The sequence below is a fragment of the Lysobacter antibioticus genome, assembly GCF_001442535.1.
In the GTDB taxonomy this organism is placed as follows: Bacteria; Pseudomonadota; Gammaproteobacteria; order Xanthomonadales; family Xanthomonadaceae; genus Lysobacter; species Lysobacter antibioticus.
Genome location: NZ_CP013141.1, coordinates 2,065,290 through 2,091,555 on the forward strand (window position 1 = coordinate 2,065,290; position 26,266 = coordinate 2,091,555).

Sequence of the window (26,266 nt, forward strand, 5' to 3'; positions counted from 1 at the left end):
CCACCTCCTGCTCGGCCGCGCTGGCGCGCACGCCCTTGGCGGTGCCGCCGCGGTGCAGGTTGGAGCGGAAGTCGCCCTTCGGCGCCTGCCGCTTCATCGCCGCGACCACCCGGCCGCCGACCACGAAGCAGCGCAGGTCGGCGCCCTTGGCCTCGGCGACGAACTCCTGCACCAGGAAATTCGCGTACAGCCCGCGCAGCGCTTCGATCACGCCCTTCGACGCCGACAGCTTCTCGGTCAGCATCACCCCGGCGCCCTGGGTGCCCTCGTTGAGCTTGATCACGTGCGGCGGCGGGCCGAGCATCGACAGCAGGTCGGCGGTGTCGTCGGGGTTGTCGCCGAACACCGTTGCCGGCAGGCCAATGCTCTCGGCGGCCAGCAACTGATGGCTGCGCAGCTTGTCGCGCGCGCGCAGGATCGCGTCGGAGGTGTTCGGGGTGTAGGTGTCCATGAGTTCGAACTGGCGCAGGACCGCCGAGCCGTAGCGGGTCACCGAGGCGCCGATGCGCGGGATCACCGCGTGGTAGCCGGAGATCTCGCGCCCCTTGTAGTGCATCTCGAAGCCGTCGGACGCGATGCGCATGTAGCAGCGCAACGGGTCGAGCACGCGCACGCTGTGGCCGCGCTCGCGGGCGGCCTCCACCAGCCGGCGGGTCGAATAGAGCTTGGTGTTGCGCGACAGGATCGCAAGCTTCATCGGAAGGGATTCGCGTGGGTGGAAGAAACGTGGAGAAGAAAGACGAACGGCCCGGCGCGTTCAGACGCGCGGGTGGCGCCGCCGGATGCGTCCGTGCAGGAACGAGCGTGACGGATCGACCGTGAACGCCCCGGTCACCGCGGTGCGGCCGAGCAACATCGGGAAACGCATGCCACGACGATCCGCCAGGTTTATTTCAATTTCGCGTTCGATGCCGGCCAGACTCAGCACTGTCCGGATGAAGACCCGGCTGCTGCGGTGACCGCCGGAGTCGGTGACCCAGCGCTCGTCGTGCACCGGCGCCCGCGCCTCGACCCGGCCGGCGCCCAGCGCCCCCGGAGTCAGCTCGAAACCGACCCAGGGCATGCCGGCCTCGACGAAGCGCCATTGCGAATCGACGTGCAACGCCGAGCTGCGCGCGCCGGTGTCGATCTTGGCGCGTATCGCAGCCAGACCCAACGCGGGCAACGCCGCCGCCTCGCGCCAACCGAGGACGATCTTCGATGACATCGTACCTCCGCTGTAGCGACTGCTGTCGGCCTGCGACGACCGCGATCCGGCTTGGACCGCGACCACCGTCGGTCGTTCCGTTCCAGGTGCCGCGCGGCGACAAAAAACGGCGACCTCGCGGCCGCCGTACGTATCGGACCGAGGCGGGCGCGGATCGTCCGGCCAGGGGCTACGGTGCGATACGCGACGACCCACTCGGGACCGGGCGCGCAGTCTAGCGCGCCGGCGGTGAAGCGTCGATGCGCGCCTCGCCGCGGCCGGATCGGGCGAGAGCCACCGGCACGGCAATGAACCTTCGCCTCGCACGGCGGCCTGGCATCGCTGAACCGGTCAGGGACGGCACAGCTGGCGCTCGTACTCCAGTTCGCGCTGCAGCGCGGCCGAATCGCCCTGCACCGCCAGTTCGCCGATGTTGTCGCGAGTGCGCAGGCAAGGGTCCTCGCCACGGCCGCCGAACAGTTGACCGACGCGCTCGACCGTACGGGCGATCGAGTTCGGCGGCTGCATGCGGAAACGCCGCGCACCCTGCCCCGGCAACACCGGCGCGCGGCTGGCCAACAGATCGGGCGCCGGCGCATCCCACGGCACCCGCGTCGCTCCGGTCGGATCGAGCGCGTTGCGGTCGATGCGGATCGCGGTGAGGCCGGTCGCTTCGGCAGGTTCCCTCAAAGCGGCCGGCGCCGCGTGTGGCGGCGTCATCGGGAGCGGCGCGGCAGGTTCGGGGATGAATACGGGGCGCAGCGATCGTGGCGTCGTCTTCCTCGGCAGATCGCGCGCCGGCGGTGTGCGCAGGGCTTCGTTCGGGCGCGAGGACGACGATACCGCCGGTCGCAGAAAAATCACCGTCAGACTCGCTTCGCTGTCGACCGGATCGGCCGGCCTGCGCAACTGCAACGCCGCCCAGATCAACCCCGCATGGACCAGCGCGACCACCGTCCAGGCAAGAGCACGTTCGAAGCGCACTTCGCCGAACTCAGGCGCGCGCATCGGCGCCCCCGCTCTTCGTTGCCGCGCACAGCCACCCCATGACCCCGGCATCCTGCCCCATCGCTCGCATCCCTTCGCTGTCGATCGCGCAGCAGTGTGACTGCTGCGCTTCATGCCGCAAGGTTCGGCAGCGAGCGCGGTTGGCCGCGGTTAAAGCTTCGCGGGCTGAATCCGCGAGTTCCGGCCACCACCCATATTCAAACCCCGCCTTTCACCCCGTGGACAGTAACCGCCACGCCAGCCAGGCCGGGACGCCGAGGTAGAACGCCGAACGGCCCAGCCATTCCAACGCGTCGCACAGGGCGGCTGTGTGCGCGTAGCGCAATGCCATGGCGAGTACCACGGCCGCTTCGATCGCGACCCGCAGCACCGCGGCGAACAGCATCAAGCCGATCGACCAGGACGCCCACCAGATCAGCAATCCGGTGAGATAAGCCGCCAGCCCGTAGCTGTAGTACTCGCCGAAGGCACCGCCGAAGGCGATGACTTGGTGCAGACGGAAGGCGATCAGCGCCAACAGCAGCGGGAACAACGCGAACTTCACCAGGGGATGATCGAACCGGCGCCGATGCGCGTCGGCGCGGGCCTGGATCAGATCGGCCCGAGCGGCGGCGAAGCGGCCTTCCCAAGCGATCGGCACGCCGGTCGCAGCCAACATGCGCCGCAAGGCCTGCGGACGCGTCAGCGCCAGGCTCCACGTCCAGCGCGGACCTGCGGCCAGGCGCACATCGACACCGCTGCGCGGCAACGGCAGGCGCCAAGGCCGCAACGCGGCGATCGACGCCACCGGAAGCTCGATCCGCTGCCGGCGCTGGTCGAGTATCCACAGCACGCCTTCGACGCGCGCTTGCGCAGCGAACCTGCGTTCGATGGCCCATGCCGCCACGGATGGCAGCAGCACCGCGGCGGCGAACAGCCGCAGCTGCGACAACGACTGAACCTGCAGGCCGATGCGCGCCAGCATGTCGAAGGCCAGCCATAGCAGCCCCAACCCTGCGCACAACCTCAACGCGCCGCTCAGCGCACGCCAGAACGGCGTCAGCAGCACGACCTCGATCACCGACTCCAGCTCCGGTGCGGCGACAGCGCGGCGACGCAAGGCCTGCCACACGGCCAGCGCCGCCAACGCCAGCAGAAAGACCGCGCCCGCACGCCCCACCCAATCGCCCCAGCGCACCATCAAGGTGGGCGACGGATCGCGGGCGCTGACGAAGGCGGTCAACACCGCCTGATCACCGACCGAGGTGTTCGCGAGCACCTCGCCGGTGTCGTCGATGATCGCGCTGAGCCCGTTGGTGGTGACGCGCACCTGCGGTAACCGCGTTTCGATGCTGCGGAAGGCCGCGACCGCCAGGTGCAGGCGCGCGCCCACCGGATACGCGGTGAACCAGGAATCGTTGGACATGCCGATGATGGCTTGCGCGCCGAGCCGCGCGCCGTCGATGGCCAGGTCGGTATGCACATCGTCCAGGCAGATCAGCGGCACTACGTTGACCTCGCGCCCGTCCGCGCTGCGCAAAGGCAGCACGCGCGCGCCGTCGCCCGGGCGCCAGCCGCCGACCCACGGCAACCAGCTCCGCAACACAGGCCCATCCAGCCAACGCGGCACGTATTCGGTCAGCGGGAACGGGTAGGTCTTGCGATAGAAGCCGAGCAAGCCCTTGCCGGGTTCGAGGAACGCGGCGGCGTTGTATTCGCCCTGCCCGTCGCGGTCGTAGGTGCCGAACACCAAGGGCACGCCCGCCGTATCGACGAAGCCCTGAATCTCGCGATCCAGCGCGGCGCCGTCCTCGCTGCGCGGGCTGGCGAAGCTGGTGGGGTATACGGTCTCCGACCACAGCAGCACGTCCGCACCGTGATCGCGGATGGCCGACCAAGACAGTTCGTAATGCGTGTCGAGCACCTTCCGGACCACCGCATAGGCACCGATTTCCTTACGCAGCCGCTCGTAGTCGGTGATGTTGGCCTGGACCATGGCCACCCGCAGCGTCGGCGCGTCATCGGCAACCGGCGCCTGCAAGCCCGCGCGCCGCACCGCGCCGTAGCCGGCCATGCACACGACGATCAACGCCCCCAGCGCGAGCGGCCGCAACAGCACGCGCAGGCCGCGCTCGCGATGTTCGATGGCGAGCGCGATCGCCTCGTTGACCAACAGCAACAACACGGTGATGCCCGCGGCGCCACCGAGGTCGGCGACCTGGCGCAACACCGCCGATGGAAACAAGCCGTGCCCCAAGGTGTCGCCCAACAGCTTGGGCATCAGCCACTCGCAGGCCACCCACGCCGACGCCGCGGCCAGGGCGCGCAGCACCGGCCCGTAGCGGCGCCCGACCCACTGGCGTACCAGCGCGAAGGCGAGGAATTGCGGCTGCAACAACGGCGCCAACACCAGCAATGCCGCCGTCGCCGTCAACGCCCCTACCCCGGTAAAGGCGCCGATCGCCGCACCGAACCAATGAAACACCGCCGCCGCGAAGGCGACGCTCATCAACGCGCCGTTGGCCAACACACGCAGCGTGCTTCTGTCGCTGTCGAGCACCAATAGCCACGGCACCAGCGCGACGAAGCCCAGGCCCCAGGCGGGGCCGCCGCGAGCGTACAGGCCGAGCAAGACAGCGGTGGCGAGAATGCCGGCGAGGCTACGCCAGCGGGATAGGGACAACCGCTCCTGGATCAAATCGAAACACTCCGTGTCGCTGGGTCAGCGCGGGGGAATCCGGATCGGCCGCTGCGGCATCCCGGGCGGCGCGAGTTCCGGCGGCACGATCCGGTCGGCCGGCATCGCGATGGCTCGGCCCTGCGCGTCGTACAAAGTGAAGCCCGGCGCGAACATCAGCACCGGCTCGATCGGCACGCCCTCGTCGGTCACCTGATGATGGCGAACATAGCCCGTGGGCAATTCATAGTTTTCCGGCACCGCCAAGCCAAGCAGCGGTGGACTGGTGCCGGGCGGATTGAACGCGCCCAGGCCCGTGCGCACGCCGGCCTGCTGCAAGGCCTCGATGACCTGCGCGCCGGTGGGCTCGGGATCGCCGGGTTGGAAGTAAGCGGCCAAATCGTCGGGATCGTTGCTCGGCATGGCTGGCGGCTCCTGTTCCGACGCAGCTTGCTGTCTCGCCCGCGTGGATAGCGAACGGCTGTCCGCGGGAGCGGCTGCCGCATCGGCATCCACACCGGCCTGTGCGACGACGGCATTCGCGCCTTGCGCAGGTTCGCGCATCCACCACCATCCCACCGACGCCACGGCGATCACGACCACGGCGCAGACCGCCCACAGCAAGCGCCCACCGCGGGCCGCCGGCGTCTTCGCAATCACACGCATGCCCTCGCCGTCCGCTCGGGACGACGGGGCATGCGGATGATCGCGCCTGGTCATGAGTCGGCTATCCGCCGCGCGCGTCCGTCAGGGCGAAGCCGGCTGATAAACCGACAACGCCCAGCCCATGCGCTCGTGCCCGTACTGGTTCCAGATCGGGCTGCGGCCGTTGGTGAAGCTGGAGTAGCGCGGCGCGCCGGTGCCGGTGCTGCCGCCCCAGAGGCCGGCCGACACCGTGCCGCCGGTATAGGTCGGATGGGTGTCGTCGGACTGGATATAGTCGAACGAACTGGAGGACGACACGAACTTGGTGTTGGCGTCGCGCAAGGTCGCACGCAGAGTCACCGCAGTGCGGTTGATGTAGCTGGCCTCGCTTTCGCCGGACACGTAACGCAGCGCGTCGGAATCGATCTGCCCGTCGCCGTTGCTATCGTAGTCCGCGCCCATGTACTGGGCGAAGCTGTCCGCGCACTTGAAGCCCTTCTGGCGGGCGTATTCGCACATCCAGTAGTTCATCTTGGCGATGGCGGGCAGGAACCGATCGCGCATGTTCACCGTTTGCCCGGTGGCGGAATCGCGGCACGAGCTCTGCACGTTGTCGGCGTTGTAACCGGGGTAGTACAGATTGGAAATCACCTTGAGCTTGGTGTTGGCATGCGCGTTGGCGTTGATGTAGTCCATCGCCGCCGCCACGTAGGTCCGGCAGGAACTGACCGCCGCATCCAGCCCGCTGTAATTGCAGGTGCCGGTTTGCTCCTTGAACGCCGTACGCGCCTGCAAACCATCGTTACCGCACATCTCGAAGCTCACCACCCGGGTCGAGGCGGCTTGCATATAGGAACGATCGGCGACGATCTTGTTCTCGTAGACATCGCGCGCCACCGCACCGGACTTGGCGCGGCGGATGCTTTCGACGTCCACATTCCAGCGCGCCGACAGATATTCGGCATCCACCGTCGGCGCCGAGTAGCGCGCCGCGTTGCTGATCGAACCGTTGTAGCCGGCGAAGATCGAATCGCCGTAAGCGACGACGCGGTACTTGGTGCTGGTCGCGGGCCGATCGACGGTCCAGGAGACGTTCTGGTTGAGCGTGCTGGCCATGCCCGAGGCCGAGAGCGCGAACAGCGCCACAGCCGAAAGCAACCGCCCCGCCTTATTGCGGAACAGAATCTTCATCCTTAATTCCCCTTCGAGATGATGTGCGCTGCGGACACCTGCTGGTGCCCGATGAGTAACGCGAAACCCGAATCACGATGGGGATGCCCGGACCCCGCGGCACGCCCCCCTGCCATCGCCCCCGGACGCTAGCGTATGGTTCCAGGGGGTGCAATGTGCGCTGCAACAGCGGCGGGGGGCTGCATCACGTTTTGGGATTTGACGTGGAAGCGGAACCTGCGCGGGATCGGTAATGGCCAAGAGGCGCAGCAAGCGATGAACATTTAGCTGGACGTGCTCGGCCAGATCGCTGTGCAATCTGAGCGATGCATATGAGGAGACAAAAACCAACTATGGCGAATGCTTCAGCCGCCAGTTCACCGCCAACATGGCGGACCTTGGATTCCAGAAGGGGTGCGCTTCGACGTCTTCCGACACGCTCTGGTCACCGATCTCAAGCAACAGGGCTTCCAGAACCGCGACATTGCCTTGATTACGGGCGACGCCACGGCCTAAGAGCGGGTCGAGACCATCAAGCGACACTACGATCATCAGACCAGCCCCAAGCGCCGACGGACCGAACCGGGGCTTTGCGACTGGCAACTGGAGGTCCTAGAGGCCTACCAGCCCCGATCCAACTTCAGGCCAACGGTGGGCCTCAATCACAAACAACGCGAAATCTCATGGATAGCGCATAAGTGGCCTGTCGCGCCGGTATCCACGACGAGATTCAGGCCATGCCGATGGGGCTACTTCAGCCAGGTCGGCGACATGGGCAGCTCGCTGTCTGGAGGGCAGAAGCAACGCATCTTGCTCGCGCGTGCGCTTTACCGACAACCCAGATGCTGTTCTTCGACGAGGCAACCAGCCACCTCGACATCGCCGGCGAATCCGTGGTGAACGACTCGATTGCGGCCCTGGCTATAACCCGGGTCATCGTCGCCCATCGTCCAGAGAAGATCGCCAGTGCAGATCGAGCTCTCGTCCTGGACACCGGGTGCCTAGAGGAAGTCCGCGCGGTGGACCCGAATCATCGCCGACAGCTTCCCGTTGCCGGGTAGGCAGCCCTCATGTGCTTGATGGCTCACTTAGTTCTATCCAGCCATCAACATCGGCGACGTCGCCTAGGCCCGAATGTTCCACGTTCGCGAAGTCAAGCGCAGGCGGCACGCGCGGTAGGAATCCGCCCGCCCATGGTGCCTGCGGGCGGAACGCAGCTCGGCACACTCCAAACGTTCTCTACAGTACGGTTCCTTCGATGAAATCTCATCTTCTGAGAGCCTTGCATCGCATTTTGATTGTGACAAGCTTCATAGCGCGGGGCGGGCAATGATTGCCCGGAAGATTGGTTTCAGCTGCAACGGCTGACTTACAGGGATGCACGGCATGAAATCTTCGGGTATCGGTTTCAATGGGTGGCAAGCGCTGCAACTGGGTTTAGCGTGGGCGGGCTTCTTCGGGTTCGTTTTTCTTTTGAGTACGGCTCGCGCGCAAGGCACCGATTGGCCTAACGAGTACGCCAAGCGCGTTCGATCGACAGAGAATGTCTCGCCCCTCAGCGACGAGGCATTCGGCGACAAGATCAACCTGTTCAACGGCACCGTGCGGTTTAGCCATGACCTGATTTCCTTGCCGGGCAATAGCTCGCTGCCGGTCGCGCTGGGCATCTTCCTCGATCCGCACGACATCACCCAGGGCCAGATCAACGGCAACTGGGATCTGGACATTCCCAACGTCAGTGCGGTCCATCACAGCAAGAGCGCCGAATCCAACGGTTGGGTGCCGTTCCCGCCCTATGTCAACAACGGCTACGTCGATTTCGACCCGTCGATGTTCTGGAGCGGAAACCGTCTGACTATCAATGGCGGCGGTGGTGGCGACCTGCTGAAGATCACTGACGATCCGAAGCGGGTCAAGCCAAACAACTCGGTCACCTATACCTTCACGACGAAGGACGGCTGGTACTTCTCCGATCTGCCCAGTGTGCAGAACGGTCCCGGCAAAGGCCTGGTGGGCTATGCACCGGACGGCACGAAGTACACCTTCGACTGGCTGGTCTATCGGCGCTATTCCTCCATCACGCATCCGTGGGGCTATACGATCCCGAACGCACTGCTGCATCGCTACAAGCTCAAGCTCTACGTCACCAAGGTCGAGGATCGATTCGGCAATTGGGTGAAGTATGACTGGGAGTACGACCACCCCAAGCGCATCTACGCCAGTGATGGTCGCGAGATCACCATGACGTATACGGACGCTGTGCCGTATTTGTTCAACGGTAATTTCCAGACCAACATTCTTTCAGCGACCACCAACGGCCGTCAGTGGACGTTTACGTACCCCTACGGCTACGGCGGTAACGTGCAAAATCCGGATGGAACCCAATGGAAGTACGACGGGCCGGCTCAGTTCAACGCCTTCCGCCTGGATGTGGCCGAGTACCTACTCAATCCGGACACCAATCAGACCTATCCGAAACAGAACGTTCCGTGTTCGCCGGGCGCTATCGTCAAAGACACCACGTCCAAGGCCCGCATCACCCATCCGTCCGGAGCAATCGCGGAGTACGTCTTCAAGTCCATGCGGCACGGAAGGACGAGCGTTCCCTACCTCTGTGAAACAGGACTGGATGAGGGGAACAGCAAACGCAACCGGTACTCTACGCATCACGACACGTGGTCCCTGATCGAGAAACATATCTCCGGCCCGAATGTGGCGGAACAGGTATACAGGTACGCCTACGACGGGCTCGGTGAAGGCTACGAGCCGCAGGACGAATCCCGCTGGGACATTGGCGCCGGCTGGAACGCCAAGTACGCCCCTGCCGCACCGAACTACAAGACGGTGACGGTCACTGAACCCGACGGGACGCAGAACGTTCATACCTTCGGGCGCGACCGCGACATCAACGAGGGCCAACTGTTCCGGGTCGAGACGCGCAAGAACGGTTCTGTCTACAAGATCGTCCAGAACGAGTACCTGTCAACACCGGAGGCGATCAATCAACCGTTTCCCGAGTGGATGGGCTCCAGCGGCGACGAGTACGCCGACCGGCTGCCCAACGCCAATCGGCCCCTGAAGACCGTGGTTACGACGCAGGACAACGCCACCTTCAATCGCAGCTTCAACAGCTTCGACGCCCTGGTGCGTCCGCTCAACGTCCGTAAATGGTCTTCGGGCACGCAAAGCGATCGTAGCCGCAGCGATACTACCGAATACCACGACGACCTGGCGCTTTGGGTGCTGGGCCAGCCCAAGAAGGAAATCAACACCGACACCGGCTGGGTAATGTCTGAGACCACCTATAACGACAAGGCGTTGCCGGTGCGGCGTTCAGCGTTCGGTCGCCTAGTCGAGAGCTACGGCTACCACGCGGACGGCACCTTGGCATCGGTGACCGACGGTCGAGACAAGACGACTTCGCTCAGCAACTGGAAGCGTGGTCTTCCGCAGTCGATCCAGTACCCGGACCAGACGGCCGAAGCCGCCGTCGTTGACGATAACGGCTGGATCAGTTCGGTCACGGATGAAAATTCGTTCGCCACCACATACGCCTACGACGCAGCAGGACGCCTACAGTCCATCAGTTATCCCGGTGGCGATAGCAACGCGTGGCATTCCACCCACATCACCTTCTCGCGCCGCGACGTCGATGAGTACGGTTTGGCGCCAGGCCACTGGTTGCAGAGCACGATGACCGGAAATCGCGCCAAGAATGTGTTCCTAGACGCACTCTGGCGTCCGGTGCTGGTGCACGAATGGGACGGCAGCGATTTGGCCGGCACCCTGCGCTCCACCGCCGCGCGCTACGACGATCAGAACCGGCCGGTGTTTGCCAGCTATCCGGGCGTATCGACCACCGCTCCGACCCAAGGCATGCATACGGAGTACGACACCCTGGGCCGCACCACGCTGGTCAAGCAAGACAGTGAGCTGGGGCAATTGATGACCCGCACTGAGTATCTGCCGCAGCTGATGACGCGGGTGACCAATCCACGCCAGCAGCAAACTACGACGTTGTTCCAGGCCTTCGATCAGCCCGGTTACGACGTCCCGGTGGGGGTCGTTTCTCCGGAAGGGATAGCCACCGAACTGCATCGCGATCTGCTTGGATCAATACAGATGATCAAGCGACACAATGGCGATGGCAGTGTGCAGGCAATACGCCAGTATATTTACGATCAGCATCACCGCCCGTGCAAGTCGATTGAACCGGAGACCGGGGCGACCATCGTCGACTACGACCTCGCGAGTAATGTGGCTTGGTCGGCCTCCGGCGTACCGGCTCCGGCCACCGACGCCTGCAACCGCAATGAAGCTTTAGCCTCTGGCCGAGCGGCCACGCGCACCTACGACAGCCGCAATCGGGTGAAGACCCTCAACTTTCCCGATGGCCGTGGCAACCAGTCGTGGGATTACTATCCGGACGGGCAGGTAAAGCAGATCGCTACTTACAACGCCAGCGGCACTGACTGGGTATTCAATACTTATGAGTACAACAAGCGGCGCTTCCTGACGCGCGAGCGATTGCAGTTGAGCGGCGTCGACTGGGCGATCGGCCAGACCTACACCAATGAAGGCAGCCTGGACGCGCACACCTATCCCGATGGGCAGACGGTGGCTTACGCCGCGAATGCGCTCGGCCAGCCGCGGCAGGCAGGCACCTACGCGACCGGCGTGAGCTACTACCCCAACGGCGGCATGTCCCAATTCACCTACGGCAACGGCATCGTGCATACCTTGCAGCAGAACCTGCGCGGTTTGGCCGAGCGCAGTCGCGACGCCGGCAATGCGGCCATCCACGACGACAACTACGACTACGACGCCAACGGTAACGTGGCGGCCATCAGCGATGGCCTGCCGGGCGCACGTGGCAATCGCAGCATGGTGTACGACGGCGTGGACCGGCTGACCGCAGCGACGTCGACCATGTTCGGTACGGCGAGCTATAGCTACGATGTCCTCGATAATCTTAAAACCGTCAGCGTCACCGGGACGTCTGCTGTTCCGGGCCGGAATCACACGTACCTTTACGACGCTGCCAACCGCCTGGAGCTGGTCCAGAACACCGGAACCACACTGAAGGTGATCGGGCTTGGCTATGACGCTCAAGGCAACCTGGAGAACAAGAACGGCCAGCAGTTCAAGTTCGATTTCGGCAACCGGTTACGCGAGGCCACAGGTAAAGAGACGTATCGCTACGACGGGCATGGCCGGCGCGTATTGGCGACCAGCCCGACCCTCGGCAACATCGTGTCGATGTACGGCCAGGATGGCGTCCTGCGCTACCAGCGCGATTACCGTAAAGAGAAGGACATCGCTTACATCAATTTGAACGGCAGCTTGGTCGCCCGCGCCACCACGCCAACCGCTCCCGATGTCCCCGTCGTGGACGCGCCCAGCTATGCATCCGGCAGCAGCTTTACCGTCAGCTGGAGCGCAGTGACCGCCTCCGGCAGTTACGAGCTGCACGAGCAGGCCAATGGAGACAGCTGGCAGGGCGTTTACAGCGGCGGCGAACGTAACCGCTCTATCTCCGGCAAGGCCGATGGCAACTACGGCTATCGTGCACGCGCCTGCAATGCGGCCGGTTGCGGTGGATGGAGCACGGTGGCGACGGTGGAAGTGCGCCGTCCGCCGGCCACGGCGCCCGTGCTGACCGCGCCGGGAACGGCGTTGAATGGCCAGTACGCGGTCAGCTGGTCGGCGGCCGGTGGCGCGACCGACTATGTCTTGGAGGAAAGCTTCAATAGCGGAGAATGGACTACCGCATACACCGGGACTGATCTGAACCAATCCTTTGTCAGTAAGCCTTACGGTGCATTCGGGTACCGGATCAAGGCCTGCAACCCGGCGAGCTGCGGTCCCATTTCCGCCACAAGTACCGTCAACGTGCTGTATCCGCCGGGTTCCGCGCCTACGGTCAGCGCACCAGCGCAAAGCGACGCGGGCAGCTTCACGGTCAGTTGGAATGCGATCGGTGGCGCGACGAGCTACCAATTGGAGCAGAGCGCGCTCGGCGGCGGCTGGACGATGATCCAGGACGCGGATGCCACCAGCCGGGTGATCTACGGCGGCACCACCGGAACCTACAGCTACCGTGTCCGCGCCTGCAACGCCGCAGGTTGCGGCGCCACCTCGGCGCAAGCCAATGTCCAAGTGATCGGCCCGCCGACAGCGGCGCCATCGCTCGATGTTCCGACCATCAGCAATACAGGCACGTTCGGCGTTGGTTGGACCGGTGTGGCGACCGCCACGGTCTATCAGTTGGAGGAAAGTCGAGAGGGGGCTGCCTGGACGCTGATCCATCAGGACGGCAGCGGCGGCACGACCGTGTGGGGCCGCGGCGATGGCCGCTACGGGTACCACGTCCGCGGCTGCAATCCCGCCGGTTGCGGTCCGTACTCTGAGGTCAAGTTCATTACGATCGATCTTCCGCCTGCGACACCGACCATCACCTTGGCGGATTGGCTGCGCAATACCCTGAGTGGTCGGATTGTCAACGACACCTGCACCGTGCGCTGGACCGCCGCCGCCAAGACGACAGCTTACGAGTTGCAGTCCTCGGACAACGGCGCGCTGCTGTATCGCGGGACCGCGACTCAGATCGCATCCAGTACCAAGGGGCAGTACTGCACATTGAATTACGCCGTGCGTGCGTGTGGATCGGGAGGCTGCTCGGCGTGGTCAACGCCACCGTTCCCGGCCACCCGCCGTACTGAGCCCATGGACTGATCGGAGAGTATCGAGATGAAATGGATATCCAAGCTCATAGCGACGGCGTTGTTCGCCGTTGCCGCCTTCACCGTCCAGGCCCAGACAGTAGTCGAGTACATCCATACCGACGCGCTGGGCTCGCCGGTCGCGGTCACCGACGCAAATCAGAACGTGGTTGAACGTAGCGAGTACGAGCCATATGGTCGCTTGCTCAACCGCCCACTGACAGATGGGCCGGGGTACACAGGTCATATCGGCGATGCGGCAACCGGCCTAACCTACATGCAACAACGCTACTACGATACTGAGATTGGCCGATTCTTGAGTATTGATCCAGTTTCAGTGGACACGAATACCGCGGCGCTGTTTAACCGGTATATGTATGCAGCAGCCAACCCATATCGTTATGTCGACCCGGATGGGCGCTGCACAGGTTCCCGCATGACGAATGATGACGGCACTTGCAGAAGTACCGGCGGAGCCACCACCCAGAGTTATCGCCTTTCCAGCCCTTCATCAATGGTCCAAGAGCGTACCGACAATGCAGCCACTGGCGCCATCGGGCGCGCCGCATCTGCAGAAGCGAATTCTGCCTTGGCAAAAGCGGGCGTGGCTAGTAGCACATATAGCAGCAAAGGGAGAGCGGCGAGGGCTTGGGCCAATGTAGTTCAAAAGGTGGCGAATAAGTACAACACTGAGATTGCTTCCAGGCTTTTCGCCGCCCCGAATAAAAAGATTGTAACCGGGTCCGCAACTAGCGATGGATTTATCACAGAAGTCAATCCTGATTTCTCTGAAAGCCCGAATTCGCTGTACGTGACGGTTGGATATATTCACACTCACCCCAGGAATAGTCTTTTCAGCGGAAATGACTTAAATTACGTACTGGGCATGTATCGGGCAGTGAATGGATGGGGACGCAACACGTCAGGAGCGATCGACCAGACCGCTTTTGTTAGTCGTCCTGACGGAAAAGTATATGGCTGGGACGCTAGTTCATATATCAATAGCGGCGGCGCTTCATATATGCAGGAGAGTTCTTATGTCGAGTACTAAAACTGCATTTAGATCTGCTGGAACACTTCTCATCCTTATGGGGAGCGTTGTTTTCCAAATCACCCGCGACGCCGATGCGTCGGGCCATGAAGCGTGTCGAGCCATCCCCGCCAATCACCAGACGGTGATCGTTTGCAAGACGAATTTTTACAAACTTAATGCGACCGACAGAATTTACGGCAAGCACCTGGAGATAACTGGCTTCCTGCATAAATCCGCCAATGGGTACTATTTGTATGCAAGCAAAGATGCATACATATACTCGGGCGGCAGAGGTGGAGTATTTTTGGAAATCGATTCGGAGCAGGAGCGAGGTCTTAAGGCGGAGTTCGAAAATTACGACGGCGCCGTAACTGTGGTCGGGTTGTTTAACCGTGATCGCGGCCGGGGCGCAACGGAGTCGATCGGGAGAATTAAAGTGCTTAAAACGATGTTCTGGCGACAAGAGTTTCCTGGCGAGAAGCCCGATCTGCCGGCTAAATAATTTTAATTGAGCAAGCCTCCACCGAGGTCGCGGACGAACCCGGCGGAGGTATAGTTGTCCGATCCACCGCTTCTCCAGAGGCCCAGAGAGCGACTCAGGTCGAGTCAGATGCTGACTATTGACCTCCCCCGCATTAGGTCCGAGCGGCGTCCTTACGCAACCCGCGCATCGAACGCACGACGAAGCGTAAGCCGATTCTGAGGCGCAGGCCCTCGGGCACCCGAAGCGGACGTAGAGCCCAGCGGGTCGAGACAGAAAATAGGGTTTCGGCGCAAACGATACCTACGGCGATACCTCGTGGGAGGCAGCACGATCGGGATCGAAGGCCCGCGAGAGCCTTTGCAGGTCAGCGTTTTACGCGCGGCAAAGGTCGAGAAAGGAGCGGGTGAAAGAAATGGAGCGGGTGATGGGAATCGAACCCACGCTAGCAGCTTGGGAAGCTGCAGTTCTACCATTGAACTACACCCGCTTGCGGGCCAGTTTATAGCGCAGGCCGCGCGGGTGGCAAACACCGGGCGGATGGCGCCGTGGCGCGAGGCTATCGCCCTCCGTCTGCTCTGCACGCAATCTACGTCAACTCTCTGTTGCCCCGCCCCCTGTGTCGGCCGCTCTTATCGGCGACTAACCCTCGCCTGACACCCCGTCACCACGCTCCACCCAAAAAGAAACCGGGCCTTTCGGCCCGGTCTCGATGGTGCATTGATGCGATGACGCATCACGCAGTGGTGCGGTACGCAGCAATCAGAACCCGCGACCCACCTGTGCGAACACGGTGGTGTTGTTGCCGCCGCCCTGACCGACGGTCGCGCTGGCGCCGATGTTGGCGTCGAGGCCGAACAGGTGGGTGCGCACGCCGAACAGCAGGCTGCCGTAGTTCTGGTCGAACTTGCGGCCCATCACGGCGTAGTCGCCGAGGCCCGGCACCGTCTGCAGACGGGCGTAGGCGTGTTCGGGGGCGTCCTCGAACTCGCGGTCGACGGTCAGGCGCGCGTAGGGGCGGAAGCTTTCGCTGTGGGTGTAGTTGATCTGCCAACCCACGCTGCCGATCAGCGAGTCGAACTCTTGCTTCGGGTAGGCCAGCGAGGTCGCGAGCGTCGGATCGCTCTCGGCGAAGCCGTCGACTTCGATCTTCTGCGAGACCAGGCCGAGCACCGGGCCGTGACGCAGGGCGTCCTGGCCGAATTCCCAGCCGCCGTTGAGGGCGATGGTGAGGTTGTCGCCGTCGGCGGAACCGTGGTGGACGCGGGTGACCGGGCCGAGGTTGGCGTTGCGGTCGATGTCGAAGTCGAGCTGGGTGTAGCTGACCTGGCCGTTGACCCAGGCGCGCTCGCCGTACCAGCCGACGAAGCCGCCGAGGGTGGCTTCCTTCTGTTCGAATTCACCGTTGCGCAAGCCGAAGTCGTTCTTCTGCTGGCCGTAACCGGCGAAGGCGCCGAACACCAGGTTGCCGCGGTTCCAGTCGATACCGCCGCTCAGCGCCGGACCGGCGCCGTCGTACAGATCGCCGTGGCCGTAGCGCTGGAAGTCGCCACGCAGGCTGGTCCACCAACGCATGCCGTCGCCTTCCTGCGGGCCGGCCAGGTGGTTGGCGACCTGGTCGGCGCGGGCGCGGCCGCTCATCGCCGCCGAGTTCGGCAGCACGGCGATGAAGCGCGGCGCTTCGAGCACCGACAAGGCGTAGTCGGCGAGGATGCGGTGGGCCTTGCTCGACGGGTGCACGCCGTCGGCGAAGGCGTAGGTTTCCGGCGCGTCGGGGGCAGCATAGTTGAGCGGGCTGCAGGTCAGCGACGAGGCGGTGATCTGCGGATTGCAGCCGGTGCCGGTGACGTTGGTGATGCCGTACGGCGCCGGGTTGGCGGTGATTTCCGCCAGCAGGCTGAAGGTATTGAGCGGAATCACGCGCAGGCCGGCCGCGGCGAGGCCGCCGTACAAGGCGTTGTTGTAGGTGGTCGACAATTGGGTGCCGGCGGCCTGGGCGGCGGCGCCGCCGGCGCGGAACTGCGGGGTCAGGCCGAGGTTCGGCACGGTCGGTACCAGCACGTACTGGGCGCCGGCGTTCTGCAGCGCGGCGACCACGCCGATCTGCGCGGTGACGGCGTTGGTGATGGTCGCCTGCGCCGGGGCGCCGGCGACGACTGCGAACAGGTCGTTGGCGCCGCCCCACACGGTGTACAGCGCGTTCGGGTCGGCGCGGCCGCCGTTGGCGGCGAGGTAGTTGGTGGTCTGCGTGGCCAGCGACGGAATCGGGCCGAGCGGGCTGGCGCTGTTGGTGCCGGTGCGGGCGCCGCCGACGGCGTAGTTGGTGCCGCCCTGGTTGGCGCTGGTGGCATTGGTGCCGTAGTACTCGGCGACGTATTCCGACCAGACCAGGCCCGGGTTGGTGGTGAAGCGGCCGATCAGGGCCGCGTTCGGACCGACCGCCTGGAACAGGGCCGGGCGGAAATGGCCGGAGTCGGTCAGGCTGTCGCCGATGAAAACGGTCTGCGAGTAATCCTGGGCGAAGGCCGGAGCGGCGGCCAGCACAAGGGCGGCGGCCAGCGCGGTACGAACGGGTTTCATCATGAACTTCCCTGCGGTGATGTGACGGGTGGTGGCGATCGAACGATCGGTCGATTGCCGGTAGAGGCTCCGCACGGGTGTGACATACGCCGGCGGATGGCCGAATCGAAGCACGCGCCGGCGGACCAAGGCAAGGCGCAGCGCGGCAAAACGATGCCGCGATTATCCCCGGCCGGCCGCTCCGGCGCCGGGGCCAGAGGTCACAGAGCGGAGGTTCGGCGCGGTTCGGATGGGCCCAACCGCCAGGGCCAAGACTGGTCGCAAGCAGGCGCCCACGCGACAATGGCGGCATGAATATCCTGCTCAATGGCGAACCGCGCGCGCTCGCGGCGCCGACCACCGTGGTCGAACTGCTGCACAACGAAGGCCTGGGCGAACGCCGGGTCGCGGTCGAGATCAACGGCGAGATCGTCCCGCGCGGGCGCCACGCCGAACGCGCGCTCGCCGACGGCGACAAGGTCGAGATCGTGCACGCCCTCGGCGGCGGCTGAGCGCGACCGCCGGGCTGTCCTTGACCGTTTCCACGCCGGCAGCCGCCGGGGGGCGTGCGGTTAGGGGCTGAAGTACACCGGATTGCCCATCAGCGCCAGGCGCCCCTGCGCATCGCGCACGTCGACGCGCAACCAATGGCGGGCGCCATCGCTGCGCCAAGCGAAGTCGAAACGCTGCTCGGGTGCGCCGACGGTCGGCTGCCCGATCAAGGGCACGACGACGCCGTCGACGATGGTTTCGACGCGGCCGCCGGGGACGTTGCGTAGCGTCAGCGTCAACATCGCCTCGTCGCCGGGCCGCAGGCGCAGTTCGCCGCCCATCGCGACCTGCTGGCGGCCATGCCGCGCGCTCAGCTCCAGGGCACGGTCTTGCGATCCGCGTACATCGACGAACACATTGCCGGCGCGCAGGCCGTCGAGGATCGCCGGCATCGACAGCTCGCGCGCATACACGACCGTGGTTGGGCGGCCGATCCGGCTCGCACCGAAGGCCTCTTCGGCCTCGGTCGGCGCATCGTGGTTGTCACTGCCGCCGATGCCGGTGAGGCGATGGCCCGCGTTGAGCTCGCGCTGCCAGAAGGCGATGCCGGAACCCGGGGTGTCGGCATCGCCGCCGTTCACCGCCTCGACCATGCTGACCCGCGACAGGTCCGCCGCCGGCATCGGCGTCCAGCCGCAGCCCATGCAGCGTTCGTCGGAGGGACGGATCGGGTGATTGATCGAGACCGGCGCGCCGCGCTTTTCCAGCGCGCGCAACACCGTGTCCCAATTCGGCACCTCGGCGCTGCCGACGCGGAAGTCGACCGGCGCATAGGTGCCGAACACGTTCGCGTGGCCCTGGAAGGTGGTGATCTCGATGCCGGGCATCAGCAACAAACGATCGAAGTACGGCTGCAGTTCGCGCAGGGCCGACAGGTGCGAGACCGTGTTGTGTTCGGTCACGGCGACGAAATCCAGCGCTTGCCGGCTCGCCGCCTGTGCGGTCAGGAACAACGGGCACGGCACCTTGCTGCCGCCCTGCGAGGCGCAACTGCCGTCGCTGTGGCCGCTGTGCATATGCAGGTCGCCGCGGTACCAGCCCGGCCCGGAACGCAGGGGCTTGGCGGCGATTGCGGCAGGTAAGGCATCGGGTGCATCGGCCGTGCCGAAATGGATGCGCGCGACATAACGGGCGCGTTGGTCGGCACGGATGTTGGGAATGCCGAGCAGGACTTTCCACTCGCCCGCCGGCAGGGCGCCGGCCGGATACGACGGGGTCGCATCGGCGGCACTGACGGTGAACACGCGTTTGTTGCCGCCGCTCCAACCGCGGAAGCCGTCGCGACCGAGGAACTCGCCCGGGCCGATCAGGCCGAGGTCGATGGTGGTCTTGTGCTCGCGCCCGTCATAGTCGAACTCGACGGTGATGCGGGCGACGCCGTCCGGCACCCGGAACAGCAGCTCGCGGTAGCTGCGATTATCGCGGCCTTCGATCGTGCCCTCGATGGTCATATCGACGGCCTCGGCAGCGCTGGCCGCGCTGGCCACGGGCACCGCACTGGCCAAGGCAAGCAACAGCAGCGCAACAAGCGAGCCGAAGCGACGCGCGGACAACACGGCAAACGGATTCATGATCGCTCCGGACTCGTCAATCGTGCTTCTCGGCGGCTTCGACCGGGCGTTGGTTGCAGCGCTCCGGTTGGCGGCGCGGGTTGCAGCGCGCGATTTCGCTGCGCGGGAACACCACGCGGTAGCGGCTGAAGCGCCGGTCGGGCTGTGGGTAATCGGTGGAGATGTAGTGCGCGCCGCTGGCGAAGGCGGCCTCGCGCCGGCGCGGGTCGTTGCGCCGCGCCTCGCGCGTGTCGGCGTCGGCGCGGGTACGCACCAGGTAGCCGGCGGCGACCGCCTTGGCGATGCGCTCGCCCTGCCCGAGCGGGTCGTTGAGGGTCAGATAGGCGGCATCGGAGGTCTGCTCGTCGGTGTTGACGAACATCGCCCGCCCTTCCAGCGAGCGGCGCGCGCCGCGGTATAAGGCGACCTTGCGCGCGTCCTCGTCGAGCGCGAACAGGACCTTGCCGCGCGCCTGCGCGAGCGTCGGCCAGCGTCCGGCCAGCACCGCCTCGCGCAGGCTCGGCGCATCGCCGCGCACCTCGTCGGGAACGATCAGCTCGGCAGCGGCGAAGACCGAGCGGATCTCGCCATCGAGCGCATCGAAGGCGGCGCCGTCGAACGGCAGCGGCGCGACCGCGCCGGGCCCGCCGCGGCCGTCCTTGGCGTTGATCAGGATCAGGATCGGCGCATGCTCGCGGTGGCTTTGCGACCAGGCGCGGATCTGCCGCAGGCATTGCACGAAAGCCATGCACTGGCTACGGAAGTCGATATCGGCCAGATGCATGACCTTGAAGCCCGGCTGCGCCATCTCGGCCGCGACTGCGGGCGACCAAGGGCCGGCCTCGCCATAGCCGCTGCGCAAGGCGCCCGGCGGATGCGCATAACGGCCGCCGCGCGGGTCGTTGTAGACATCGAGTTCGAGCGTGCGCGCGCCCTGCTCCAACTGTGCGGACAAGGGTGGATGCGCATAGTCCAACGAGTCCGCGCCGGCCGCGTCGGCCGCGCGGTGCGCGGCCAGCTCCTGCGGCGGTATCGCCCGCTTGTAGCTGTTGTGGGTGCCGATCGCCTGCAGATCGTTGAGCCGCAGGCGCGCGTCGATCCAAGCCTGGCTGCAGTCCTGGCCGGCCGCGGCGGCGCGATCGGCATCGAGCCTGCAGCCTGTCGCCGCAACCGCCGCGCCGGTCTGCGCACCGGCCGCGCCGGCGACGAGCGCAGCGGCCGCCAGCGCGCCGCAACCCAGCCAAGCCCTGATCACCGCCATCCGCATCGCGCTCAGAACCGGTACATCAGCGCAGCGCGGAAGGCGCGGCCGAGCAGCGGCCGGGCGATGAAGGTGTTGGCGCCCGCGTCGGCGCTCTGCAGCTCGCCGGCGCGCGGGTTACCTTCGGTCAGGCCGCGCGAGTTGGTCAGGTTGTCGCCGTACAGGAACAGGGTCAGCCCTGGGGTGAACTCGTAGCGGGCGCTGGCGCTGAGCACGTTGTACGACGGCAACCGCACTGAATTGGCGGTGTCGACGAAGCGCTCGCCCTGGTACTCGTAGGCAAGCTGCAGGCGCAGGCGGTCGTCGAGCAGGTTGATGCCGGGCACGATGCGGAAGCTGTTTTTCGGCACCCGGATCAGCTGGTTGCCGACGAAGTCGCGCAACACCGGCGCGCCGTTGACGATCTCGGTGTAGCGCAGGCCCTTGTACTGCGGGTCCTGCACGGTCGCGGTCAGCTGCATATCGAACCAGCGCACCGGGAACCACGAGGCCTCCAGCTCCAGGCCGGTGGTCTTGGTGTCGGCATAGCCCTGCTGCACGGTCGAGGTGCCGGCGTTGAGGTCGAACACGGCATTGCTGAAGCCAACGTTCTCGTACTTGGTGTAAAACAAGGTAGCGAACACGTCGAAGGTTTCGTTGCTGAACTTGTAGCCGACCTCGCCGAGTTGCATGGTCTGGATCACCGGCTGCGCTGCCGTGTCCTTGCTCACGCAGTCCTGCGCGACGGCCTGGGTGCAGTTGGAATAGCGGGTGATGAAGCTCGACAGATTGGGCAGACGGAAGGTCGGGGTCCAGCGCGCGAACAGGCCCGAGTATTTGTCGAACTGCCAGTTGGCGCCGACGGTCCAGCCGAGCTTGTCGTAGTCGCGGTCGTAGTTCACGAACCGGCCCGAGCCGGTCAGGATCTGCGAGCTCGCCAGCGTGCCGAGGTTGACCTGCTTGCGGATCTCGGTCCAACCCTTGGCGTTGACCTTCTCCCAGCGCACGCCGGCGTCGATGCGCAGCTTTTCGTTGACCTGCCATTCGTCCGACAGGTACACGGCCTGGGTGGTCGAGCGGCCGCTGGCGTTCTCCCACTCATACCCGTAGCGGTAGAAGCCGTGGTCGGTGAGCGTCGCCAATGAGCGGCCGGCCGCGTCGACCGCGACCAGATCCAACAGTCGCGCGTTGTCGCGTACGTCGAGCAGGGTCGTCGACGAATAGCGGTCGAAGTCCTGGTCGAAGCGCGCGTAGTAGTAGCCGAAGGTCACATCGTGGCTCTGCCCGCCGAAATCGAAACGGCGCATCAGGCGGGTGTCGCTGATCAGTTCGTCGACCGGCATGGTCACCCCGCGCAGGCCGCCGACCGTGACCAGACCGTTGCCGTTCTGGTTGGCGACGTCGAACACCTGCCCCGCGCCGTTGACGTAACGCAGCTGCGCGCCGGTCGCGCCGGGAATCGCCGCGAGCTGCTTTTTCAGGGCCGGGTCGGACAGGAACTTCGAGGCGCTGAGCAACTGCAGCGGGAACACGCCGTTGCGCTGGGTCTCGGTGCGGTCGTAGCGCAGCGACTGGGCGAGCTTGAAGCCGGCGCCGAGTTCGTAATCGAACTTGACCGTGTACTGGTCGCGCTTGACTTCGGTGCCGCGCGCGTTGTCGAAGGCGTAGCGGCTGCGGTCGCCCTGCAGCATCGAGGCATACCGGGTATCCGGCCCGGCCAGGGTGCCGTAGTGATCGTCGAAGCCGGGCACGCCGCGGATCTTGCCGTCGGCATAGGTGCGCATCGGAATGCCCAGGTACAGCGCGACGTTGTCGTCCAGGCGCTTGTAGTCGAAGGCGAAGCGGCCGCGCTCGAACTCCTTGCTCAGGTTGACCCGGTACTGGCCGCCATCGTTGGCCTGGAAGCCGGGATCGCGGATGCCGTCGTCGAAACGATAGAAGCCGCCGAGGCCGAGCTTCCAGCCGGCGCCGAGCGGCGTGCCGAAGAAGAAATCGTAACGGTTCAGGCCGTAATCGCCGGCGGTGTACTTGACCACGCCCTCGGCGCTGTCGCCGACCACGCGCGGAATGAAGTTGATCGCGCCGGCCGGCGCGTTGGAATAGAACACCGACGAGGGGCCGCCGCGCACCACTTCGATGCGTTCGATGGTTTCGTCGAGCCGGAACGCCTGATCGCCGTTGAGGAAGCCCAGGGCCGGGTCGTGCTGCACTGGGATGCCGTCTTCGAGCAGGGTCACCGAACCGAAACCGTCGACCGGGATGCCGCGCGCGCGGATGTTGCCGCTGGCTTCGCCGCCGGTGGCTTCCACCCAGAAGCCCGGCACCGACTTCATCGCCTCGGTGACCGAGGTCGGCGCCTGCATGCGCAAACGGTCCTCGTCGATGGCGGTGATCGAATAGCTAGTCTCGGCCTTGCTGCGCTGGCGCGTGCCGGAACGGCCGGTGACGATGACGGTGTCGAGATCGGTGGCGCTGGCGGCGATGCTCGCGTCGCTGGCCGAAGCCGCAGCGGTGTCCTGGGCTTGTGCGGTGGAGACGGCGACAGCAGCGAAAGCGGTCGATACGAGGGCGCAACGGATCGCCCGGCTCAGCTGGCGGGTGGAAGGCATCATGGATTCGGCGTTCGGAAGGAAGGGAAGGCTGCCGGCCGGTTCCGTCCGAAGGCCCTGCATCGAGCCCGGCAATCCTGCGCATGCTGGGCCGCGACGTTTAAAGATTCGTGACAGCCGTCGATGGAATTGCGTGCGCGGCGGTTGGCGCCAGGATCGGTCAAGCTTGCTTGCGCAGCGGATTCGAACGCCTGCGGCGCACAGCAGGAGCAAATCCCCCCATTTGCAAAAGGCGGAGTTGGAATGTCGGCACGGCCTTGACGGGGCGCCGTCAGTATCGATGCAAGGTTTGAATCGATAGCGTCCGCGCATAAAAAAGCCCCGGCCGAAGCCGGGGCTCTGATGCGCGTTGCAAGTACGGCAGGTGTATCAGGTGCCTGCGTCGATGATGGTGGCCGGCGAGACCGAGCAATGGCCAGGACCGGTGGTACCTTCGTTATAGGCGCCGAGAATACCGGCGAGCCTGATCGCGGTGTCGCGTGCGGGGCCCTTCGGCGCGGTGGTGCTGCGACCGATGAACCATGCAGTGGCTTCGGCAATCGCGGCCTGCACTTCGGACGGTGCGCCTGCGCCGGCTTCGGCGTTGAGGCGTGCGGCCATGTACTGGTGCGCGAGGATGTAGTACGCGTTACCACCCTTCGGCGGCGTCCAGAACACCTTGTACCAGGTCTGACCGGAGGCGAAGAACAACGTGTCTTCTCCGATCGCGGCCCAGGTCGAGTCATACGGCGCGGGGCCGTACTTCGAGTGGGTCTTCCAATAGCCCTGGGTGTAGGTGCATCCGGTGGTGGCGCACAGTTCCGGCACGTTCACGGTGATCACGGCTTCGTCGCTCTTGTTGACGCCGTTGTCGGTCGCCAAGGTCAGGAGGTTCGGAACCATGAATTCGCAAGTGTTACCGGGTCCGGTCTGGCTCGGCAGGATCCACGCCGCGAACAGGTCGAGGCTGTTGACGATGCCCGGATCGGGGTTGATGTCGCCAGTGACGTACTGGGCGAAGCTGCTGCACATCAGCGGGCTGACCAGCCAACCGAAGGTATCGCCGAGGTTGAGGCCCGGGATGCCGTTGAACAGGTCGCTGACCTGCACGCAGGCGTCGGTTTCGACGTTCGGCGAGCCGTACACCAGTGCGGCCTGGTTGGAGGTGTAGCTCTTGAAGCCGCAATCGCTGGCGTTGCCGGCGGCGTCGTAGCACTTCAGCACACGCTGGATGCTCGCTTCGTTATAGCCTTCGAGCTTGCCGCTCAGCGCTGCGTCGTAGGTGCAGTTGAGCGAGGTCGCGCCCTGCGGGTCGCAAGTCGGCGACACCGACTGGGTGCCTCCACCGGCGAAGTGCAGAGTGTCGCTCGGATCGGCCGGGCTGAACTGCGGTGTCGCGTCGGCAGGCCAGGTGACCATGATGCTGCCGCTGACCGCAAAGCCGCTCTCGGACTCAGTGCTGCGGGTCGCCGCGAGACGATAGACCGTCTCGTAGTTGCCGCCGACATTGAGCAGCACGTCGACGTCGTCGCACAGGAAGTTACCGGCATAGATGCCGCTGGCGATCGGATCGGGCAGGCAGCCCTGCATACCGACGACCTTGGCGTCGGCCGGCGAGACCACCACGTGCTTGTCGGGAACCCAGGCATAGTCGCGGTCGTAGCGGGTCTGCGCGGTCTTGCTGATCGCGACAGTCCTGCAGGCGACGGTGACCGTGGCCGAGTCGCTGGCCGTGGCATTGGTGCTGGCGCTGGTGCTCCAGGTACCGGTTGCGGTGTTGTTGTGCTGACCTTCGTCGGCACCGCACACGAACGGCGACGGACGCGGATAGGTCCACACATACGGACCGTTGCCGAGGCTGAAGCTATGGTTCGGGTCGCCCGGCAGCATCGAGTCGTCGATCACGAACGTGTCGCCGTAGCTCTCGGCCGGGTTCGCCGGGATCGAGAACGCAGCGGAAGCCACGAACGTATAGGTACCGCCGTTACGCTCGGTGGTGATGCCGGCGGCGTTAACGCCTCCGCTGGCGTTGAGCAGGAACGGATGGGTGTTGCTGCTTAGGTCGAACGCGTAATCGCAGGTCAGGATGATCTTGTCCGGATTCGCGGCCGGCTTGACGCAGGCCAGGGTGTCGGTGTCGCCGCCCTGCAAGGTCCAACTCAGCTGGAACTGGGTCGCGCTGTTGTTGAACTGCATGGTGTCGACCACGGCGGTGCCCTTCCAGCCGAGGCCGAACGGGTCCTTGACGGTGATGGTGCCGGCGACGCGGTACATGCCGCGAGTGGTCGGCGTCGCAGTGACGGTGTATTCGACCTGGTGGCTGTCGCCATCGAACATCACGATGTTGTCGGGCGTGACGGTCTTGTCGATCTGCCAGTCGGTATAGCGCTTCCAGCTGGCCACGGCGGTCTTTTCGCCGGTGGGCTTGGGCAGGAAGCAGTACACGACATGGCTGATGCCGGCGGGTTCGCCGCTGGAATTGATGGGCGCGAACAGATTGATGTCGCTGAGCGCGGCTGGATCGTACTGGAACACGTTATAGGCGTTGCCGCCCTTGACCACGATGTAGTCCATCGGCACGGTCGAGGTGAAGCCGATGTATTTGTTCTGGTCGGCGGGGGTGTAGTTGAAGGTGATGGTTTGACCCGGTGCGCCAAGGTTGTAGCTTTGGCCGTTGACCGGTGCGCTGCCGGTGCTGCCGCCCAATCCGGACCAGGTCGCTACGCCGGGCAGGTCGTCGCAACTGGTGAAATTTCCCGAATAAGTGGTCGGCTGCACCGAGGCCGCCCAGGCCCCGGTGGGCAAGGCGGCAGCGGTTGCAAGCAAGAGCGCCGTTGCAAGCAACGGACGCCAGCGTCGAGTGGTGGACATGTCAG

Annotated in this window: 15 protein-coding genes, 1 tRNA gene and 2 pseudogenes; 5 read left to right on the forward strand and 13 right to left on the reverse strand. The window is 65.0% G+C overall.

Annotated elements, in window-relative coordinates; translation table 11 throughout:
• Position 1: 1 nt before the first annotated feature.
• From GLA29479_RS08330 to GLA29479_RS24420, 7 genes and pseudogenes are all read right to left on the reverse strand, one after another.
• Positions 2-697, reverse strand: a pseudogene (locus GLA29479_RS08330) (RimK family alpha-L-glutamate ligase); the annotation flags it as partial.
• Between the two features lie 60 nt (positions 698-757).
• Positions 758-1,207, reverse strand: coding sequence for an ATP-dependent zinc protease family protein (locus tag GLA29479_RS08335; protein WP_057917131.1), 450 nt, complete (start codon positions 1,205-1,207; stop codon positions 758-760).
• Positions 1,208-1,537: 330 nt separating this feature from the next.
• Complete coding sequence (locus GLA29479_RS08340; RefSeq protein ID WP_057971317.1) at positions 1,538-2,194, reverse strand: hypothetical protein; 657 nt, start codon at positions 2,192-2,194, stop codon at positions 1,538-1,540.
• 211 nt (positions 2,195-2,405) lie between these two features.
• Positions 2,406-4,856, reverse strand: a complete 2,451-nt coding sequence (gene lnt / locus GLA29479_RS08345) for an apolipoprotein N-acyltransferase (RefSeq protein WP_211265046.1) — start codon at positions 4,854-4,856, stop codon at positions 2,406-2,408.
• Between the two features lie 39 nt (positions 4,857-4,895).
• Positions 4,896-5,570, reverse strand: a complete 675-nt coding sequence (locus tag GLA29479_RS08350; RefSeq protein WP_144436413.1) for a hypothetical protein — start codon at positions 5,568-5,570, stop codon at positions 4,896-4,898.
• Between the two features lie 27 nt (positions 5,571-5,597).
• Complete coding sequence (locus GLA29479_RS08355; RefSeq protein ID WP_057971319.1) at positions 5,598-6,686, reverse strand: SGNH/GDSL hydrolase family protein; 1,089 nt, start codon at positions 6,684-6,686, stop codon at positions 5,598-5,600.
• 330 nt (positions 6,687-7,016) lie between these two features.
• Complete coding sequence (locus tag GLA29479_RS24420) at positions 7,017-7,217, reverse strand: hypothetical protein (protein ID WP_144436414.1); 201 nt, start codon at positions 7,215-7,217, stop codon at positions 7,017-7,019.
• A gap of 158 nt (positions 7,218-7,375) precedes the next feature.
• Between GLA29479_RS24420 and GLA29479_RS25960 the strand changes: the two are divergent.
• The 4 genes and pseudogenes from GLA29479_RS25960 to GLA29479_RS08370 form a co-directional block, all read left to right on the forward strand.
• Positions 7,376-7,726: pseudogene (locus GLA29479_RS25960) on the forward strand (ATP-binding cassette domain-containing protein); the annotation flags it as partial.
• Positions 7,727-8,051: 325 nt separating this feature from the next.
• Positions 8,052-13,400, forward strand: a complete 5,349-nt coding sequence (locus GLA29479_RS08365; RefSeq protein WP_169795629.1) for a hypothetical protein — start codon at positions 8,052-8,054, stop codon at positions 13,398-13,400.
• A 15-nt stretch (positions 13,401-13,415) separates the two neighbouring features.
• Positions 13,416-14,438 (forward strand): RHS repeat-associated core domain-containing protein, encoded by a 1,023-nt coding sequence (locus GLA29479_RS23590; RefSeq protein WP_082638409.1) that lies wholly within the window; start codon positions 13,416-13,418, stop codon positions 14,436-14,438.
• Positions 14,425-14,922: a hypothetical protein gene (locus tag GLA29479_RS08370; RefSeq protein WP_144436415.1), complete on the forward strand. Its 498-nt coding sequence runs from the start codon at positions 14,425-14,427 to the stop codon at positions 14,920-14,922. The genes GLA29479_RS23590 and GLA29479_RS08370 overlap by 14 nt, the downstream gene beginning before the upstream one ends.
• 395 nt (positions 14,923-15,317) lie before the next feature.
• Here the strand turns inward: GLA29479_RS08370 and GLA29479_RS08375 are convergent.
• Both GLA29479_RS08375 and GLA29479_RS08380 read right to left on the reverse strand, forming a co-directional pair.
• Positions 15,318-15,391, reverse strand: a tRNA-Gly gene (locus GLA29479_RS08375).
• 272 nt (positions 15,392-15,663) lie between these two features.
• Positions 15,664-17,460 (reverse strand): autotransporter domain-containing protein, encoded by a 1,797-nt coding sequence (locus tag GLA29479_RS08380; protein ID WP_211265078.1) that lies wholly within the window; start codon positions 17,458-17,460, stop codon positions 15,664-15,666.
• A gap of 311 nt (positions 17,461-17,771) precedes the next feature.
• On the opposite strand from GLA29479_RS08380, the gene thiS reads away from it, so the two are divergent.
• The gene (gene thiS, locus GLA29479_RS08385) at positions 17,772-17,972 is read left to right on the forward strand and encodes a sulfur carrier protein ThiS (RefSeq protein ID WP_057917124.1); all 201 of its coding nucleotides are present in this window, start codon (positions 17,772-17,774) and stop codon (positions 17,970-17,972) included.
• Positions 17,973-18,032: 60 nt separating this feature from the next.
• Here thiS and GLA29479_RS08390 read toward each other — a convergent pair whose 3' ends face one another.
• The 4 genes from GLA29479_RS08390 to GLA29479_RS25560 form a co-directional block, all read right to left on the reverse strand.
• Positions 18,033-19,583: a CehA/McbA family metallohydrolase gene (locus tag GLA29479_RS08390; RefSeq protein WP_169795630.1), complete on the reverse strand. Its 1,551-nt coding sequence runs from the start codon at positions 19,581-19,583 to the stop codon at positions 18,033-18,035.
• Positions 19,584-19,599: 16 nt separating this feature from the next.
• Positions 19,600-20,817 (reverse strand): phosphatidylinositol-specific phospholipase C1-like protein, encoded by a 1,218-nt coding sequence (locus GLA29479_RS08395; RefSeq protein ID WP_248842815.1) that lies wholly within the window; start codon positions 20,815-20,817, stop codon positions 19,600-19,602.
• 17 nt (positions 20,818-20,834) lie between these two features.
• Entirely contained in the window at positions 20,835-23,414 is a 2,580-nt protein-coding gene (locus tag GLA29479_RS08400) for a TonB-dependent receptor (RefSeq protein WP_248842816.1), read from the reverse strand.
• Positions 23,415-23,780: 366 nt separating this feature from the next.
• Positions 23,781-26,261 (reverse strand): hypothetical protein, encoded by a 2,481-nt coding sequence (locus GLA29479_RS25560; protein WP_211265047.1) that lies wholly within the window; start codon positions 26,259-26,261, stop codon positions 23,781-23,783.
• Positions 26,262-26,266 lie beyond the last annotated feature (5 nt).

What these genes read in the sequence shown, in the direction of transcription:
- GLA29479_RS08335 (WP_057917131.1), bottom strand. Translation starts at nt 1,207, where the DNA reads ATGTCATCGAAGATCGTCCTCGGTTGGCGCGAGGCGGCGGCGTTGCCC.
- GLA29479_RS08340 (WP_057971317.1), bottom strand. Translation starts at nt 2,194, where the DNA reads ATGCGCGCGCCTGAGTTCGGCGAAGTGCGCTTCGAACGTGCTCTTGCC.
- GLA29479_RS08350 (WP_144436413.1), bottom strand. Translation starts at nt 5,570, where the DNA reads ATGACCAGGCGCGATCATCCGCATGCCCCGTCGTCCCGAGCGGACGGC.
- GLA29479_RS08355 (WP_057971319.1), bottom strand. Translation starts at nt 6,686, where the DNA reads ATGAAGATTCTGTTCCGCAATAAGGCGGGGCGGTTGCTTTCGGCTGTG.
- GLA29479_RS24420 (WP_144436414.1), bottom strand. Translation starts at nt 7,217, where the DNA reads ATGATCGTAGTGTCGCTTGATGGTCTCGACCCGCTCTTAGGCCGTGGC.
- GLA29479_RS08365 (WP_169795629.1), top strand. Translation starts at nt 8,052, where the DNA reads ATGAAATCTTCGGGTATCGGTTTCAATGGGTGGCAAGCGCTGCAACTG.
- GLA29479_RS23590 (WP_082638409.1), top strand. Translation starts at nt 13,416, where the DNA reads ATGAAATGGATATCCAAGCTCATAGCGACGGCGTTGTTCGCCGTTGCC.
- GLA29479_RS08370 (WP_144436415.1), top strand. Translation starts at nt 14,425, where the DNA reads ATGTCGAGTACTAAAACTGCATTTAGATCTGCTGGAACACTTCTCATC.
- thiS (WP_057917124.1), top strand. Translation starts at nt 17,772, where the DNA reads ATGAATATCCTGCTCAATGGCGAACCGCGCGCGCTCGCGGCGCCGACC.
- GLA29479_RS08390 (WP_169795630.1), bottom strand. Translation starts at nt 19,583, where the DNA reads ATGAATCCGTTTGCCGTGTTGTCCGCGCGTCGCTTCGGCTCGCTTGTT.
- GLA29479_RS08400 (WP_248842816.1), bottom strand. Translation starts at nt 23,414, where the DNA reads ATGATGCCTTCCACCCGCCAGCTGAGCCGGGCGATCCGTTGCGCCCTC.
- GLA29479_RS25560 (WP_211265047.1), bottom strand. Translation starts at nt 26,261, where the DNA reads ATGTCCACCACTCGACGCTGGCGTCCGTTGCTTGCAACGGCGCTCTTG.